Origin of the sequence: Bradyrhizobium betae (assembly GCF_008932115.1) — a bacterium.
Lineage (GTDB): Bacteria > Pseudomonadota > Alphaproteobacteria > Rhizobiales > Xanthobacteraceae > Bradyrhizobium > Bradyrhizobium betae.
The window spans coordinates 5,138,135-5,154,337 of record NZ_CP044543.1; the positions used below are offsets into that span (position 1 = coordinate 5,138,135).

A 16,203-nucleotide genomic window follows, 5' to 3' on the forward strand; every position below is an offset into this window, starting at 1 on the left:
GGCATAGCATGGCAACAGCGTTTCCATTCTCCGCGATTGTCGGGCAGGACGAGATGAAGCTCGCGCTGCTGATTGTCGCGGTCGATCCCAAGGTCGGCGGCGTGCTGGCCTTTGGCGATCGCGGCTCCGGCAAGTCCACGGCGGTCCGCGCGCTTGCGGCGTTGCTGCCGAAGATGAAGGTCGTTGTCGGCTGCCGCTATAATTGCGATCCGGACCGGCCGGCGGAATTTTGCGAGGAGTGTCGTGTTCGCGCAGCTAGCGGCGCGCTGAAATCTGCGCAAGTGCCTGTTCCGGTAGTCGATCTGCCGCTGGGCGCGACAGAGGATCGCGTCGTCGGTGCGCTCGATCTCGAACGGGCGTTGGCGCGCGGAGAGAAAGCGTTCGAGCCGGGACTGCTGGCCCGCGCGCATCGCGGGTTCCTGTACATCGACGAAGCCAATCTGCTGGAGGATCACCTCGTCGACCTCCTGCTCGATGTCGCCGCCTCCGGTGAAAATGTCGTCGAGCGAGAGGGCTTGAGCATACGCCATCCGGCGCGGTTCGTGCTGGTCGGGACGGGAAACCCCGAGGAAGGCGAGTTGCGCCCGCAATTGCTGGATCGCTTCGGCATGTCGGTGGAGGTGAAGACACCCGACAATCTCGCGGACCGGATCGAGGTCGTGCGGCGCCGGGACGCCTTTGAGACCGATAGCGCGGCCTTTGTCACGAAATGGGCCAAGGATGAGGCCAGGCTTCGCAAGAAGATCATCGGAGCGCGGGAGAAATTCTCCTCAGTCTCGGTGCCCGATGTGACGCTCGAGCGCGCCGCAAAGCTCTGCATGGCGCTCGGCACCGACGGCTTGCGCGGCGAACTGACCTTGATGCGCGCGGCCCGTGCGCTCGCGGCACTCGACTCCGCCAAGACCGTGACCGACGATCACCTGCGCCGGATCGCGCCTTCGGCCCTGCGGCATCGTTTGCGGCGCAATCCGCTCGATGATGCCGGCTCCTCGGTACGGGTCGATCGCGCGATATCGGAGGTGTTGGGATGACCGGCGCCGCCGTCTGGTCCGACGCGGTGACCGCGGCGCGTTTGTTCGCCGTGGACCCGCCGGGGACCGGCGGCGTGTTGTTGAGATCCCGCGCGAGCCCGGTGCGTGATCGTTGGCTCGCTGTGCTTCGTGCGGCACTGCCGCGATCCGAAAATGTGAAGCAGGTGCCGCTGAATATCGCCGAAGGCCGGCTGCTCGGTGGGCTGGACCTCAACGCGACGCTGCTGGCGGGTCGGCCCGTTGCCGAACGCGGCCTTCTGGCGGAATCCGACGGCGGCGTGATCATGCTGGCTATGGCCGAACGGCTGTCCGCAGCAATGACGGTGCATGTCACGGCCGCGATGGACGCCGGGGAGACGATTGTCGAGCGCGACGGCCTGTCGCTTCGGATGCCTGCGCGTTTCGGTGTCATCGCCATCGACGAAGGCCTCGAGGATGAATTCGCGCCGGCGTCGCTGTGCGATCGTCTGGCGCTTCACCTCGATCTCAATGCAATCGGCATCCGTGACGCCGAGGAATTCGCTCCTTATGCCGGAGAAACAGCGGCGGCACGCGCGAAGCTGCCATCCCTCAAGGCCACGGCGGCCCAGATCGAGGCACTCTGTGCCGCGGCCATAGCGCTTGGGATCACCTCGTTGCGTGCGCCAATGCTGGCGCTGCGTATCGCCTGCGCAAGTGCCGCGCTCGCGCGTCATTCCAGAGTCGAACAGGAGGATCTCACTCTGGCTGCGCGGTTGGTGCTGGCGCCCCGCGCGCTGGTGTTTCCGCCAGCGGGTGAAGAGGCCCAACCGGAGCAGCCACCGCCGCCGATCGAAGACGAGGCTGATGAGTCCGGTGGCGAAGATCAAACCTCCGACATCGATCGCGCGCTCGACGAGGTCATTCTTGCCGCAGTGCAGGCGGCAATCCCACCGGATGTGCTGGCAACGCTTCGTGCGGGGGCTGCGGGACGATCGCGCAGTCGTTCCTCCGGCAAGGCCGGCGCATTGCAAAAATCCGGCAAGCGTGGCCGGCCGGCCGGTGTGCTGCGCGGCGCGTTGCGTGCCGGCGCCAGGCTCAACGTGATCGAAACCCTGCGCGCGGCGGCGCCATGGCAACCTTTGCGGCACCGTGAGGCAGCGGGATCGGCTGCGGAATCCCGGCCCCGCATTCTGATCCGCAAGGATGACTTCCGCATCTCGCGGTTCAAGCAGCGCACGGAAACGGTCACGATCTTCGTGGTCGATGCGTCGGGGTCTGCGGCATTGCATCGGCTGGCGGAAGCCAAGGGTGCGGTCGAATTGCTGCTGGCGGATTGCTATATCCGGCGCGACCAGGTGGCGTTGATTGCGTTTCGCGGGAGTACCGCGGAAATGCTGCTGCCGCCGACCCGTTCGTTGGCGCGCGCCAAGCGCAGCCTTGCAGGATTGCCGGGCGGTGGCGGCACGCCGCTGGCCGCAGGACTCGATGCGGCTTTCATGCTGTCGGATTCGATCCGCCGCAAGGGACAGACGCCTACAGTGATCGTCCTGACCGACGGCCGCGCCAACATTGCGCGCGATGGCGGACAGGGGCGTCCGCGTGCCGAGGACGACGCGATGAACGCGGCGCGGCAGTTGCGCGGCGCCGGTATTGCAGTTGTCCTGGTCGATACGTCGCCGCGTCCCGGCATTTCAGGAGAGGCTATCGCCAAGGAGATGGGCGCGCGCTATCTGCCGCTGCCGCACGCGGACGCCGCGACCTTGTCAAAGGCCGTGCTCGCGAGCGTCGGCTAAAGCGATGCCTTATAGGCCCGGACCCGCTTCACCATCTGCTCGACATGCGCGATCGGGGTTTCCGGCTGGATGCCGTGGCCAAGGTTGAAGATCAGCCGGCCCCCCGCGAAATTCACGAGCACATCATCAACTCCGCGATCCAGCGCGTCACCGCCCGTGATCAGGACCAGTGGATCAAGATTGCCCTGCACCGCGACGCGGCTCTGAACCTTTTCACGGATCAGCGACGGTTCCGCCGTCCAGTCGATGCTGACCGCGTCGACGCCGGTTGCCTCGACATAGCCAGGCAGCAACGCGCCAGCGCCGCGTGGAAAGCCGATGATCTTTGCGTCCGGCACCTGCCTGCGGACACCCTGGACGATGCGCCTGGTCGGCTCAACCGACCAGCGCTGGAATTCACACGGCGGAAGCACACCGGCCCAGGTGTCGAAGATCTGCAGCACGTCGGCGCCTGCCGCGAGCTGTCCGAGCAGGTAGTGAATAGAGTTACCGACGATTGTGTCGATGATCTGCGCAAACGCTTCGGGATGGCGATAGGCCATCATCCGCGCTGGCGCCTGATCTGGCGTGCCGTGTCCCGCGACCATGTAGGTCGCGACCGTCCACGGTGCGCCGCAAAATCCGATCAGCGCGATCTTGGGATCGAGCTCGTGGCGCACACGACGGAGCGCTTCGAACACCGGCTCGAGTTTTGTGAAATCACCGGTCGAGGCCAGTGTGCCGACCTTGTCCGGTGTGTCCAGGGGATCGAGCCGCGGTCCTTCGCCGACTTCGAACCTGACATCGCGCCCGAGCGCATAGGGGACAACGAGAATATCCGAGAAGATGATCGCGGCATCGAAGTTGAAGCGGCGTATCGGCTGCAGCGTCACTTCGGCGGCGAGCTCAGGCGTGAAGCAGAGATCGAGGAAGCCGCCGGCCTTGGCGCGAACCTCGCGGTATTCCGGCAGATAGCGGCCGGCCTGTCGCATCATCCAGAGCGGTGGAACTGGCTGCCGCCGGCCGGAAAGCACTTCGAGAAAGGGTTTGACGGGCGGGGTCTGTGTCAAGCGGCGTTTCCGATATTGATCGACAACTATGATTGTCATTTCTGATACACTGCTGTTACGGTCTTGGCCACGGCGAGATGCGATCCGCTTTGAAGAAGGAGACTTGCGATGAGCGCAGCCGCCCCGGCGATGAATCGCGCCGCGTCGCGTGGCGCGGGCGAATTGCCCGCGCCGGTCTCCGGCCAGCGTCACGAGATCGGCAGTTCGGTTGGGAGGCTGACCTACTATTCGGCCAGTCCGGAAACTCCTGGCAAATTCCCACCGCTCTTGCTCATTCACAGCATCAATGCCGCGGGCTCTGCCTATGAGATCAAGCCGCTCTACGAACACTACCGCAGAAGCCGGACGGTCTACGCTCTGGAGCTCCCGGGCTTCGGTCATTCGGACCGGGGGAAACGCGAATACACCGTCCGCATGATGACGGACGCGATTCTGATCGCGGTGCGAGAAATCCAGAGCGATCACGGCCGCGACCCGATTGATGCATTGGCGGTGTCGCTGTCGTCGGAATTTCTCGCCCGTGCCGTAACCGAGGAGCCGCTGGCGTTTCGCAGCGCAGCCCTGGTCAGTCCCACCGGCTTCAGGAGCAGCGACAAGAGCACGAAATGGCGCGACGGTACGCGCGGCAAGCCTTGGCTGCATGCGCTGTTCGAGTTTCCCTTGTGGAGCGAAGGTTTCTTCAGGCTGCTGACCAGCCGGACCGGAATTCGCTACTTCCTGAACAAGACCTGGGGCTCGCGCGATATCGACGAGGGCTTGCTGGAATACGACTATCTGACGACACGCCAGCCCGGCGCACAGCATGCGCCCTACTATTTCGTGTCGGGATTCCTGTTCAGCGAGGACATCACCCGCATCTATCACTCGCTGACCCTGCCGGTCTGGATGAGCCACGGCGTGCGCGGCGATTTCGTCGACTATGCCAACAAGACGCAGGTCGAAGGTCGTCCGAACTGGACTATCCAGGTTTTTCAGACCGGTGCGATGCCGCACTTCGAAGCCGAGGCCGAGTTCATTGCGGCCTACGATGCGTTCCTTGCTGGCGTGCCGTCGGCATCGCGCGCATAGGGGTCTGTCGTGTCCGGTCTCGTGTGGAGCCGCGATGGTACGGACTGGCCCAATCGGAATGCCAGTGTGTTCGTCGAAGCGGCCGGGATCCGCTGGCATGTGCAGCGAATGGGCGAGGGGCCATCGCTGCTCCTGATCCACGGCACCGGGGCCGCAACGCATTCCTGGCGCGAATTGTTGCCGCTGCTGGCCGAGCATTTCTCGGTGGTCGCCCCGGATTTGCCGGGACACGGATTTACGCAACCGCCGCCGTCACACCGGTTGTCGCTGCCGGGCATGGCGGCGGATCTCGGCGCGCTGTTGCGCAAGCTGGAGGTCAAGCCGGAGATCACGGTCGGTCATTCCGCAGGGGCGGCGATCGCGGCGCGCATGTGTCTTGCCGGCCTCATGGCGCCGCGCCTGCTGATCGCCCTGAACGGCGCCTTCATGCCGTTCGGCGGCATCGCCAACCATCTGTTCTCGCCCCTGGCGAATCTGCTGGTGATGAATCCGCTGGTGCCGCGCGTGTTCGCCTGGCAGGCCTCCCATGCCGGCGCGGTCGAGCGGTTGATTGCCAACACCGGTTCGACAATCGATCAGGATGGTATTGCGCTCTATCGCAAGCTGGTGCGGAACCCCGCGCATGTCGCGGCCGCACTGCGGATGATGGCGAACTGGAAACTCGAACCGCTGCTGCACGATCTGCCACGCCTGAAGACGGCGTTGGTGTTGGTGGCCGCCACCAATGATCGATCGATATCGCCGGAGGTCGCGCGACAGGTTCGCGAGATTCTTCCAAACGCCGTGATCGAGCGACTGCCCAGCCTCGGCCATCTCGCGCACGAGGAGCAGCCGCAACTGATCGCGCAGCTCATCTTGAAATATGCGCAAGCTAACGCGGCCGGCAAAGCGGCTCAAGAAATGTAAATTAGAATATACACTTTCAGGCTAGGCAACTGTCAATAAATAATTACAGTAGCCTCATGCTGGATTCAACCTCCGTCCAACCGGCTCTGAGAACACCGCATCGCCAGCCGCATGCGGTGGTGATCGGCAGCGGCTTTGGCGGGTTGGCAGCCGCGATCCGGCTCGGCGCCAAGGGTTATCGCGTCACGGTTCTCGAAAAACTCGATGCGCCCGGCGGCCGCGCCTACGTCTACCGGCAGGACGGCTTCACCTTCGATGCTGGACCAACCATCGTCACAGCGCCGTTTCTGTTCGAGGAATTGTGGAAGCTGTGCGGACGAAAGATGTCCGACGACGTGACGCTGGTGCCGGTGTCGCCCTTCTACCGGATCCGCTTCCAGGACGGATCGCATTTCGACTATTCCGGCGAAGCCGGTGCGATGCGTGGCGAGATCGCGCGATTTTCGCCAGGTGATGTCGATGGCTACGACGCCTACATGAAAGCCAGCGAAGAGATCTTCAAGGTCGGCTTCGAGCGGCTCGGCGACGTGCCATTCAGCAAATGGACGGATATGGCGAAGATCGCGCCTGAGATGCTGCGGCTGTCGAGCTATCGTAGTGTCTACTCGCTGGTTTCGAAATTCTTCCGCGACCCGCGCCTGCGTGTCGTGTTCAGCTTTCATCCGTTGTTGATCGGCGGCAACCCCCTCACGGCGAGCTCGATCTATTGCCTGATCGCATTTCTGGAGCGGCGCTGGGGCGTGCATTTTGCGCTTGGGGGCACCGGGCGGCTGGTCGATGGCCTGGTCAGGCTGATCGAGGGGCAGGGTGGCAGTCTCCGCTGCAACCAGGAGGTCAGCGAGATCGTTGTGAACAACGGCGTTGCGCGCGGCGTACAGCTGGCTTCGGGCGGGACCATTGCCGCCGATGTTGTGGTGTCAAACGCCGATTCCGCATGGACTTACCGGCATCTGGTGCCTGCATCGGCGCGATCGCGCTGGACCGACAGGCGCATCGAACGCGCGCGTTATTCGATGAGCCTGTTCGTCTGGTACTTCGGCACACGCCGCAGATACGATGAGGTGCCGCACCACACGATCCTGCTGGGGCCGCGTTACAAGCGATTGCTGACCGACATCTTCGAACGCAAGGTTCTTGCCGACGATTTCAGCCTGTATCTGCATCGCCCGACAGCGACGGATACCTCCCTCGCGCCCGACGGCTGCGACGCGTTCTACGTGCTCTCACCCGTCCCGCATCTGCAAAGCGGGACCGACTGGAGCGTGGTGTCCGAAGATTATCGCCAGGCGATTGCTGGCGAGCTTTCGAGGACCATGCTGCCCGGTCTCGAGAATGAGATCGTCAGTTCGCGGATGCTGACGCCGCAGGATTTTCAGGACCGGCTCTCCTCGTTTCGCGGCGCGGCCTTCGGGCTGGAGCCGATCTTGACGCAAAGCGCGTGGTTTCGTCCGCACAACAAGAGCGAAGATATCGAAAATTTGTATCTGGTGGGCGCCGGCACGCATCCCGGAGCGGGCCTGCCCGGCGTGCTCTCCTCGGCGCGCGTTCTGGATTCCCTGGTGCCCGATGCCTCACACCTTGCAAGCCTGGTGACCGCATGACGATACGACTCGATCCCGTCGATATGGCTGCCTGCCGCGCACTGCTCAGAGGTGGCTCGCGGACCTTCAATGCCGCCTCGAAGGTGCTGCCGCGCCGGGTCGCCGATCCCGCCATCGCGCTCTACGCTTTCTGTCGCTTGGCCGATGATGCTGTCGATCTCGGCAACGACCGCGCCGCGGCAGTGGCGCGGCTGCGGGAGCGGTTGGATCGGGCCTATCGACACCAGCCGATGGACCTTGCTGCGGATCGCCTGTTCGCCGATGTCGTCACCAAGTTCTGTATTCCCCGCGAACTGCCGGAAGCCCTGCTCGAAGGGCTGGCTTGGGATGCGGAGGTTCGCCGCTATGAGACGTTGCAGGATCTCACGGCCTACGCCGCACGGGTTGCGGGCGCCGTCGGAGCGATGATGACGCTGGTCATGGGGCAGCGTGCTCCCGAGATCGTTGCACGCGCCTGCGATCTCGGCGTCGCGATGCAGTTCACCAATATCGCCCGCGATGTCGGCGAAGATGCCCGTGCCGGCCGGCTCTATCTGCCGCAGTCGTGGCTTCGCGAGGGGGGAATCGATCCGGACACGTGGCTGCGAAATCCGTCCTTCACATCGGAGATCGCGGCCATCGTACGGCGCCTGCTGGATGCGGCTGACGCTTTCTATTCCCGCGCAACCCTCGGGATTGCCAATTTGCCGCTTAGCTGCCGCCCAGGCATTTACGCCGCCCGCGCGCTTTATGCGGAGATCGGCCGCGAAGTGGAGCGCGGTGGGTTGGATTCGGTGTCGCGGCGTGCGGTCGTTTCGACCAATCGCAAGCTCGCGGTTCTGGCGCGAACGCTGCTGTTACAGCAAACGGAATGGGCGCCTGCGCAAAATCCCGTTGTCCAAACCGCAACTGTTGAAGAGACCCGTTTCCTGGTCGAGGCCGTGGCGGCAACGCCGCTGCGCGAAAACGCACAGCCACGGCGGCGGCCGATCGAGGACCGCGTGGTCTGGGTGATCGACCTGTTCGAGCGGCTCGAACGCCGCGATCAGCTGCAACGTACGGCCTCCTACCGGTAGAGCAGACCAGATGCACGGGACCGAGCCCATCCGGGACGACGGCAACGGTCTCGCCGAACGGCAGCGGGCCGAAGCCAGAGTCTGGTTCGAATCGCTGCGCGACAAGATCTGTGCGGAGGTCGAGCTCCTGGAGCGCGAGGCGCCGGCCGAGCTGTTTCCGGGGGAGCCCGCCACCTTCACTTACAAGCCGTGGCAGCGCGCGACCGGCAGTGGCGGTGGCACCGGCGGCTTTCTCAGCGGCGGGAGACTGTTCGAGAAGATAGGTATTCATACCTCATCGGCCAACGGGACGCTCACGCCTGAGATGGCCAAAACGCTCCCGGGCGACGGCATTCAACTTGATTACGTCTCCACCAGCATCAGCTTGATCATGCACCCGCGCAGTCCGCGGGTGCCGACCGTGCACATGAACACGCGGTTTCTGTCGACAGCACAGGGCTGGTTTGGCGGTGGTGCGGATCTCACGCCGATGCTGCCGGAACAGCGAGCTCCGGACGCGCCGGACGCCGTGACGTTTCACGCCGCGATGAAGTGCGCCTGCGACACTCACGACCTCAGCTATTACGGCAAGTTCAAGCCGTGGGCTGATACCTACTTCTTCCTCCCGCACCGCGGTCAGGCGCGCGGCGTCGGCGGTATCTTCTACGATCATCTCAACACCGGCGACTTCGAGAAGGATTTTGCCTTCACGCGCGCCGTTGGACTTGCTTTGCTTGACGTCTATCCGCGGATCGTACGCCGGCGGATGATGGAGCCGTGGACGGAAGCCGAGCGGGCGCAGCAGCTCGCCTGCCGTGGACTCTATGTCGAGTTCAATCTGCTGTACGACCGTGGCACGATGTTCGGACTTCAAACCGGCGGTAACATCGAGACCATTTTGAGCTCGATGCCGCCGCTGGTGAGCTGGGCGTAGCCATCGACTGAGATCAATTCTGCGTTGGAGCAGCAGCTCCGAAGAGCTGCGCGTGGCGACATCATGGACAGCTATCTTGGTTTCATCGAGTTCTTCGTGGTGCTCATGTTCGCTTTGGCCTGGGGCATCCTCGAACTGGTTTGCCGACGGCTCGACAGACAGAAGGCAGCCGAACGCGCGAAGCAGCACAACGGGACGCAGTCGCCTTGACACGATCCCTTGCTACCGCAATGCGCGAGGCATACGGAATGGCAGCATGGCCTGCACGACCGGCATCTTGAAGCGATCGAGCGCGAGGCTTTCGTGCATCAAAGTCACGGGCTCGCCGAACAACTTTGCCGAGATTACCGAGCGGGCATAGAACGGAGCATCTTCCAGCGTTTTGACGAGCTTGGCGGCGCCATCGCTGTGGATGCTGCGGCGGACGCGCCAGCCCGTGCGTCTCAGGTCAACCGTCGGCGGCGGCTCGAAGGCCTGCATCCGACCATTGGGATCGAAGGTCATGGCGAGGTCGACCCTGCTGCCGTCGCGGCGCTTCGCTTCGTAAAGGATCGCCGTGCCGTCTTGCATCGTGCCACGCGACCATTGCCAGTCGGCAAAACCCTGCTCCAGCGGTGCGTCGCCATGGTTCATGTCGAAATAGCCGTCACCCTGCCAGCTCAGGCGCGGATGATCGAGTCGCACCTGGACGCGTGCGCATGGCGCTATCGGCCACCATTGATGATTGCCTTCCCCATTCAGCAAGAAGGCCTGCTGAGTGATCGCGGTTGGAACTAACCGGATGGTGCCGCGCAGGCGTCCGGGAATCGGAACCGAAATTTCGTTGACGTTGATCGTCAGCGATTTGCCGTCCCAGGACAGATGGCTTGGGCCCACTGTGAACGTGTCCGTCGTGCGGCTGACCGCCCCGCGCGGCCGCTCCGTCATAGCCCAACGATTGCCGCCGCTTCGATAGACCGCGATATTGACGGCGCAGTGATTGAGCGGATCGGCCGGTCCGTTGCGCCGTGCGAACGCGTAATACGGTGAAAACACGCTGCCGATGAAAGCGATGATGGTGATGCCGTTTTGTCCGTCGTCGCTCAGCGCGTCGACGTACCACCACGCATAGCCGTTTGGCGGAACGATCCGCGAGAAGTCAGGTCCGCGAGCAGGCTGGCTGCTGCCGATCGGCCCGACAAGGCCGCCATCGGCACGCCCGGGCCCGGATGCGTGCTGCCTCCCGCCAGGTACACGCCCGGAATTCTGGTTCGTGCACCCGGACGCTGGAAAGAGGCCGTCCATCCGTGCGAGCTGCGGCCGTAAAGCGCGCCGCCGGTGGCCGGAAACATCCGGTTGAAATCCGCTGGCGTCGTTACTTGCATCGCCTCCGCTTGCGGCTGGATTCGCAGACCGCGGCGCTCCAGCATGCCAAATGTCCGCTGCGCGCATTGTGCCACCTCCGTTGCCTCGTAGACATGCCGGTCGCCATTTGCGGGCGCATTGACCAGGACCAGAAATCGCTCGGGACCGGTCGGCGCGATATCGTTGCCGTCGCGGTCCTGGGCGCCGACATAGACCGTCGGCTCACGCGGCAGCCGGTCGTGGGCGAAAATGTCGTCGAACTCGGCTGCATAGGCGCTCGAGAAAAAGACGTTGTGCCGGTGCAGCGGGAAGCCATCCGGCTTTGCGATGACGCTCCATGTCATGGCTGACAGCGAGCGGGCGCGAAGCGGGATCGCCGCTGCAGCGCGACGGGCGGGCGCGCCGAACGCTCCGTCCGCGACGGCGCCGACATCTGCATTCACGATCACGGCGTCCGCCGCAATGTGCTCGCCGCTTGCGAGCCTGACGCCACTTGCGCGTCCACCGGAGATCAGAACTTCGCTGACGTCCTCACCGTAGCGGATCGCGGCGCCAAAGGAGCTTGCGCAATCCGCCAGCGTTTTCGCGAGCGCTTGCATGCCGCCGTCGATGGACCAAACGCCCTCGCGCTCGACATGCGCGACCAGCATCAGCGTCGCAGGCGCCAGATACGGCGACGATCCGCAATAGGTCGCGTACCGTCCGAACGATTGTCGCAGCCTTGGATCGGCGAAGTATCGCCCCAGCGCCGACCACATCGACGAGAACGGCTTGATCTGAGGCAGGCGTATCAGCCCGCGAAGGCCGTCGGCACCGATCAGTCCGCCCATGCTCGGCTGCGAAGCGCGCAGGAAAGGCTTTTCGAGAGTCTCGTAGATGCGCTTAGTATCTCGACAGAAGGCCCGATATCCCTCAGCTTCACTTGCGCCCGCAAAATCCCCGATCGCGTCGACCGTGCGTTCCTGATCGGCAAACAGATCGAGCCGGGCATGCTCCCAAGCGTGTCTTGCCAGAATATCCAGCGGGCGCAGGCGGACATGGTTCGCGAAATTGCGGCCGGCCGCCGCGAACAGTTCATCGAACACCCAGCGCATCGTGAAGACGGTCGGACCGCTGTCGATCAGCGAGGCGCCGATCGCGATCTGCCGCATCTTGCCGCCTGGCGTGGCGGCGCGTTCGAGAACAGTGACGTCCAGTCCGCGTGCCGCGAGCGCGAAGGCGGAAACCAGCCCCGCGACGCCGCTGCCGACGACGACAACACGATCTCTGGGCATATTGGCACCGCTCCCGGTTGTCGATTGACATGTGTCTATATTTATTTACACTCAGATAGACAAGTAAAATTGACATTCCTTGTGTCAAGCACGGGAGCCTGCCATGGACGTCACCAGCCGGATCGAACGGGCACTCAACGACGCGATTGGCCAGGCCGAGCTTCCCGGCTGTCCGCCCCGGCTGGCGGCGGCGATGCGCTACGCGGTGTTTCCCCGCGGTGCGCGCGTGCGGCCAAGGCTCTGCCACAGCGTTGCAGCGGCCTGCGGCGAGGACCATCCCGCCGCCACCGAGGCTGCCGGCGCAGCGCTCGAACTTCTGCATTGTGCCTCACTCGTTCACGATGACCTGCCGTGCTTCGACGCGGCGGAGACGCGGCGCGGCCGTTCCTCCGTGCACAAGGCGTTCGGCGAGCCGCTCGCGGTTCTCACTGGAGATGCGTTGATTGTGCTCGCATTCCAGACGCTGGCGCGTCTTCAATGCACGCCGGAGCGGCTGGCGACGCTCACCCTGACGGTGGCCAGATCTGTGGGCGTTCCCTCGGGCATCGTCGCGGGGCAAGCCTGGGAATGCGAAGACAAGATCGATCTTGTGCATTATCACCGCGCCAAGACTGGCGCATTGTTCGCCGCGGCAACGGTCGCAGGCGCCGCGTCGGCCGGCGCCGATTGCGAGCCGTGGCGGATGGTCGGGGAGAAGCTCGGCGAGGCCTATCAGGTCGCCGACGATATTCGTGACGCGGCCTCCGAGGAAGATGAGATCGGCAAGCCCGTCGGCCGCGATCTCGCGCTCGGGCGTCCGAGCGCGGTGATCGAGCTCGGCCTCGATGGCGCGCTCTACCGGTTGCATGACCTGGTGCGCGGCGCGATCGATGCGATCCCGCCGTGTCCCAACGGCGCCGAATTGCGTTCGCTCATGCTCTCGGAAGCCAGGCGCCTGGTGCCAGCCAAGCTTGCCCAGTTCGCTGCGTAGCCGCCATGGCCGCGATCACGCATCGTGATGGCGGCAGCGAGACACCCGAGGTGTCGCGCGCTGTGAATGTCGTAGTTCCGGGTCCCGGTGTGTCGCGACCGTCTTTGTATGATCGCCTGCTGGGCTGGCGGGATTCGATCCTCGCCAATCCGGGATTCCAGCGATTTGCAGGGAGTTTTGCTCTGACGCGGCCGATCGCGCGGCGTCGGGCAAGCGCGTTGTTCGATCTCTGTGCCGGCTTCGTCTATTCGCAGGTCTTGTTCGCGTGCGTCCGTTTGAAGCTGTTCGATCAACTGGCGGATGGCCCGCTGGATGCGGCAGAGTTGGCTCTGCTTGTGCCGTTGCCGGCCGATGCAATGTTGATGCTGCTCGATGCGGCGGCCTCGTTGCAATTGCTGCAGCGTCGCAGCGACGGCCGTTACGGTCTCGGGTCGCTCGGCGCAGCCCTGCGGGGCAATCCCGGCGTCGTCGCCATGATCGAGCATCATGCGATGTTGTACGACGACCTGAAGGATCCGATCGCGCTGCTGCGCGGCGACGTCGGGGCGGGGCAGCTCGCCGCTTACTGGCCTTATGCAAGCAATCGCAAGGCCGCCAATCTGTCGCGTGACGCGATCGCGCCATACACCGCATTGATGGCGACGTCGCAGCCGATGATCTCGCAGCAGGTGCTGTCGGCTTATTCCTTCCGCGGACATCGCTGCCTGCTCGACATAGGCGGCGGCGACGGCTCCTTCATCGTCGCCGTCGCGGCACAGGCACCAAAACTGCGCTGCGTGCTGTTGGATTTGCCCGCAGTGGCCGACCAGGCCAGCGAACGTTTTCGTGCGGAGGGGCTGTCATCACGCGCGGTCGCAATTGGCGGGAGCTTCCTTGCGAACCGTCTGCCCGAAGGCGCCGATATCGTTTCGCTGGTGCGGGTGATCCACGATCACGACGACGCCGACATCATGACCCTGCTGCGCGCGGTTCACTCTTCCCTGCCGATGGACGGCACGCTTCTGATCGCCGAGCCCATTTCCGGCGTCCGCGGCGCCGAGCCGATCGGGGACGCCTATTTCGCCTTCTATCTGCTGGCGATGGGCAGCGGCCGCCCCCGGACCTTCGTGCGGCTGCGCGACATGCTCACCGAGGCCGGCTTTATCGATATTGCGCTGCGGCCGGTCGCGATGCCGATGTTGGCGAGCGTGATCACCGCGAAAAAGCGAAATTGACGTTAATCAAACTTGACAGTCAAAAATGTAAGTCTAGCATGACAGTCACGGAGTCCTCTCGGCTTCCGCCAAGATCGGAGTGGGGCGATGGAGACCATCGCGGTAGTTCTCAAGCAGCCGGAGCAGATCGAGCTCAATCGGCTGGCTTTGACTCCTCCGACCGCCGACGACGTCGTCGTCGATGTCGACTGGAGCGGCGTCAGCACCGGCACAGAAAGGCTGCTCTGGTCGGGCCGGATGCCTTCGTTCCCGGGCATGGGATATCCGCTGGTGCCCGGCTACGAGTCGGTCGGGCATGTCGTCGAAGCGGGATCTGCCACGGACCTGCATCCTGGCCAGCGGGTCTTCGTTCCCGGCGCGAAATGTTTCGGCGAGGTCCGCGGCCTGTTCGGCGCCTCCGCTTCGCGACTGGTGGTGCCGGCGAAGCGTGCGGTCCCGCTCGATCAACATCTCGGCGAACGTGGAATCCTGCTGGCGCTGGCGGCGACGGCCTATCATGCCATCGCGGCGCGGGGAGCCTCGGCACCGGACTGCATCGTCGGTCACGGCGTGCTGGGGCGGCTGCTGGCGCGCATCTCACTTGCGGTTCGCAACGAGCCGCCGACCGTGTGGGAGAAAAATCCGGCGCGCGTCGGCGGTGCCGTCGACTACGGTGTGATCGATCCCGAGCATGATACGCGGCGCGACTACAAGAGCATCTATGATGTCAGCGGCGATGCCAGCCTGCTCGATTCCCTGATTGGCCGTATCGCGCCCGGCGGCGAGATCGTGCTGGCCGGATTCTACAGCGAGCGACTGTCCTTTGCGTTTCCGCCCGCATTCATGCGTGAGGCGCGGCTTCGCGTTGTCGCCGAGTGGCAGCCATCCGATCTCGTCGCGATCAAGACGCTGATCGAATCGGGGCGCCTCTCGCTCGACGGCCTGATCACCCACCACCACGACGCCCGGGATGCCTCGAACGCTTATCGCGTCGCGTTCGAGGATCCGGCGTGCCTGAAAATGGTCCTGAACTGGAGTTCGCTCTCATGAATGTCGTGCCAACCATCAACATGAAGGACGCTCTGCGGGCGGAGGCATCGATCGAGCCGGACGCGCCGGTGACGACGCCGGCGACCAAGGAAACCCAGATCATCGCGATCTATGGCAAGGGCGGGATCGGGAAGAGTTTTACGCTCGCCAATCTGTCTTACATGATGGCCCAGCAGGGCAAGAAAGTGCTGCTGATCGGCTGCGACCCGAAGAGCGACACCACCTCGCTGCTGTTCGGCGGCCGCGCCTGTCCGACCATCATCGAGACGTCGTCGAAGAAGAAACTCGCCGGCGAGGAAGTGAAGATTGGCGACGTCTGCTTCAAGCGCGACGGCGTGTTCGCGATGGAGCTCGGCGGCCCCGAAGTCGGCAGGGGCTGCGGCGGCCGCGGCATCATCCACGGCTTCGAATTGCTGGAGAAGCTCGGCTTCCACGAGTGGGGGTTCGACTACGTGCTGCTCGACTTCCTGGGCGACGTGGTCTGCGGCGGCTTCGGCCTGCCGATCGCGCGCGACATGTGCCAGAAAGTCATCGTCGTCGGCTCCAACGATTTGCAGTCGCTCTACGTCGCCAACAACGTCTGCTCGGCGGTCGAATATTTCCGCAAGCTCGGCGGCAATGTCGGCGTCGCTGGAATGGTCATCAACAAGGACGACGGCACCGGCGAGGCGGCCGCATTCGCCAAGACCGTCGGCATTCCCGTCCTTGCGGCGATCCCGGCCGACGACGACATCCGCAAGAAGAGCGCGAATTACGAGATCATCGGTCTGCCGGGAGGGCAATGGAGTTCTCTTTTCGAGCAGCTCGCCACCAATGTCGGCCTGGCGCCGCCGGTGCGCCCCGCGCCGCTGACACAGGATGGTCTGCTCGGCCTGTTCAAGGGCGAAGTCGTCGGCCGCGGCGTGGTGCTCGAGCCCGCGACCATGGAGGATATGTGCGGCAAGTCGGTCGTCGACAAGCCGTCCCTCGAAGTCGTCTACGACGCGGCATGATCG

15 protein-coding genes are annotated in these 16,203 nt (G+C 64.2%); 12 read left to right on the top strand and 3 right to left on the bottom strand.

The genetic code is table 11. The features are described from left to right. Positions 1 to 8: 8 nt before the first annotated feature. A complete protein-coding gene (gene bchI / locus F8237_RS24615; protein WP_151648717.1) occupies positions 9 to 1,031 on the top strand; it encodes a magnesium chelatase ATPase subunit I in 1,023 nt (340 codons plus the stop codon). Beyond that, the gene (locus F8237_RS24620) at positions 1,028 to 2,785 is read left to right on the top strand and encodes a magnesium chelatase subunit D (RefSeq protein ID WP_151648719.1); all 1,758 of its coding nucleotides are present in this window, start codon (positions 1,028 to 1,030) and stop codon (positions 2,783 to 2,785) included. Before bchI ends, F8237_RS24620 begins: the two co-directional genes overlap by 4 nt. On the opposite strand, the gene hemE is transcribed toward F8237_RS24620, so the two are convergent. Further along, positions 2,782 to 3,873 (bottom strand): uroporphyrinogen decarboxylase, encoded by a 1,092-nt coding sequence (hemE, locus tag F8237_RS24625; protein WP_151650651.1) that lies wholly within the window; start codon positions 3,871 to 3,873, stop codon positions 2,782 to 2,784. The genes F8237_RS24620 and hemE overlap by 4 nt on opposite strands. A 69-nt stretch (positions 3,874 to 3,942) precedes the next feature. Between hemE and F8237_RS24630 the strand changes: the two genes are divergently transcribed. The 6 genes from F8237_RS24630 to F8237_RS36450 all read left to right on the top strand — a co-directional run bounded on the left by F8237_RS24630 (position 3,943) and on the right by F8237_RS36450 (position 9,587). Then, entirely contained in the window at positions 3,943 to 4,902 is a 960-nt protein-coding gene (locus F8237_RS24630; protein ID WP_151648721.1) for an alpha/beta fold hydrolase, read from the top strand. A 9-nt stretch (positions 4,903 to 4,911) separates the two neighbouring features. Beyond that, positions 4,912 to 5,808, top strand: coding sequence for an alpha/beta fold hydrolase BchO (gene bchO / locus F8237_RS24635; RefSeq protein WP_151648724.1), 897 nt, complete (start codon positions 4,912 to 4,914; stop codon positions 5,806 to 5,808). 56 nt (positions 5,809 to 5,864) lie between these two features. Further along, positions 5,865 to 7,409 carry a phytoene desaturase gene (locus F8237_RS24640; RefSeq protein WP_151648726.1) on the top strand — a complete coding sequence of 515 codons (1,545 nt, stop codon included), beginning with the start codon at positions 5,865 to 5,867 and terminating at the stop codon, positions 7,407 to 7,409. Continuing rightward, complete coding sequence (locus tag F8237_RS24645) at positions 7,406 to 8,464, top strand: phytoene/squalene synthase family protein (protein WP_151648728.1); 1,059 nt, start codon at positions 7,406 to 7,408, stop codon at positions 8,462 to 8,464. The genes F8237_RS24640 and F8237_RS24645 overlap by 4 nt, the downstream gene beginning before the upstream one ends. Positions 8,465 to 8,474: 10 nt before the next feature. Continuing rightward, entirely contained in the window at positions 8,475 to 9,377 is a 903-nt protein-coding gene (hemF, locus tag F8237_RS24650) for an oxygen-dependent coproporphyrinogen oxidase (protein WP_151648730.1), read from the top strand. 63 nt (positions 9,378 to 9,440) lie between these two features. After that, positions 9,441 to 9,587 (top strand): hypothetical protein, encoded by a 147-nt coding sequence (locus F8237_RS36450; RefSeq protein ID WP_167527486.1) that lies wholly within the window; start codon positions 9,441 to 9,443, stop codon positions 9,585 to 9,587. Positions 9,588 to 9,599: 12 nt separating this feature from the next. Here F8237_RS36450 and F8237_RS24655 read toward each other — a convergent pair whose 3' ends face one another. Next, complete coding sequence (locus F8237_RS24655) at positions 9,600 to 10,412, bottom strand: hydratase (RefSeq protein ID WP_338025203.1); 813 nt, start codon at positions 10,410 to 10,412, stop codon at positions 9,600 to 9,602. Between the two features lie 47 nt (positions 10,413 to 10,459). Beyond that, the gene (gene crtD / locus F8237_RS24660; protein ID WP_151648732.1) at positions 10,460 to 11,995 is read right to left on the bottom strand and encodes a 1-hydroxycarotenoid 3,4-desaturase CrtD; all 1,536 of its coding nucleotides are present in this window, start codon (positions 11,993 to 11,995) and stop codon (positions 10,460 to 10,462) included. Positions 11,996 to 12,098: 103 nt separating this feature from the next. Here crtD and F8237_RS24665 point away from each other — a divergent pair, with 103 nt between their 5' ends. The 4 genes from F8237_RS24665 to F8237_RS24680 all read left to right on the top strand — a co-directional run bounded on the left by F8237_RS24665 (position 12,099) and on the right by F8237_RS24680 (position 16,200). Beyond that, positions 12,099 to 12,965, top strand: coding sequence for a polyprenyl synthetase family protein (locus F8237_RS24665; RefSeq protein WP_151648734.1), 867 nt, complete (start codon positions 12,099 to 12,101; stop codon positions 12,963 to 12,965). A gap of 5 nt (positions 12,966 to 12,970) precedes the next feature. Continuing rightward, entirely contained in the window at positions 12,971 to 14,179 is a 1,209-nt protein-coding gene (locus F8237_RS24670) for a methyltransferase (RefSeq protein WP_420837970.1), read from the top strand. Between the two features lie 87 nt (positions 14,180 to 14,266). Further along, positions 14,267 to 15,208: a chlorophyll synthesis pathway protein BchC gene (gene bchC, locus F8237_RS24675; protein ID WP_151648736.1), complete on the top strand. Its 942-nt coding sequence runs from the start codon at positions 14,267 to 14,269 to the stop codon at positions 15,206 to 15,208. Next, positions 15,205 to 16,200, top strand: coding sequence for a chlorophyllide a reductase iron protein subunit X (locus F8237_RS24680; protein WP_151648738.1), 996 nt, complete (start codon positions 15,205 to 15,207; stop codon positions 16,198 to 16,200). The genes bchC and F8237_RS24680 overlap by 4 nt, the downstream gene beginning before the upstream one ends. Positions 16,201 to 16,203 lie beyond the last annotated feature (3 nt).

Coding starts and splice junctions, on each gene's coding strand:
- bchI (WP_151648717.1), top strand. CDS start 9: ATGGCAACAGCGTTTCCATTCTCCGCGATTGTCGGGCAGGACGAGATG.
- F8237_RS24620 (WP_151648719.1), top strand. CDS start 1,028: ATGACCGGCGCCGCCGTCTGGTCCGACGCGGTGACCGCGGCGCGTTTG.
- hemE (WP_151650651.1), bottom strand. CDS start 3,873: ATGACAATCATAGTTGTCGATCAATATCGGAAACGCCGCTTGACACAG.
- F8237_RS24630 (WP_151648721.1), top strand. CDS start 3,943: ATGAGCGCAGCCGCCCCGGCGATGAATCGCGCCGCGTCGCGTGGCGCG.
- F8237_RS24640 (WP_151648726.1), top strand. CDS start 5,865: ATGCTGGATTCAACCTCCGTCCAACCGGCTCTGAGAACACCGCATCGC.
- F8237_RS24645 (WP_151648728.1), top strand. CDS start 7,406: ATGACGATACGACTCGATCCCGTCGATATGGCTGCCTGCCGCGCACTG.
- hemF (WP_151648730.1), top strand. CDS start 8,475: ATGCACGGGACCGAGCCCATCCGGGACGACGGCAACGGTCTCGCCGAA.
- F8237_RS36450 (WP_167527486.1), top strand. CDS start 9,441: ATGGACAGCTATCTTGGTTTCATCGAGTTCTTCGTGGTGCTCATGTTC.
- crtD (WP_151648732.1), bottom strand. CDS start 11,995: ATGCCCAGAGATCGTGTTGTCGTCGTCGGCAGCGGCGTCGCGGGGCTG.
- F8237_RS24665 (WP_151648734.1), top strand. CDS start 12,099: ATGGACGTCACCAGCCGGATCGAACGGGCACTCAACGACGCGATTGGC.
- F8237_RS24670 (WP_420837970.1), top strand. CDS start 12,971: ATGGCCGCGATCACGCATCGTGATGGCGGCAGCGAGACACCCGAGGTG.
- bchC (WP_151648736.1), top strand. CDS start 14,267: ATGGAGACCATCGCGGTAGTTCTCAAGCAGCCGGAGCAGATCGAGCTC.
- F8237_RS24680 (WP_151648738.1), top strand. CDS start 15,205: ATGAATGTCGTGCCAACCATCAACATGAAGGACGCTCTGCGGGCGGAG.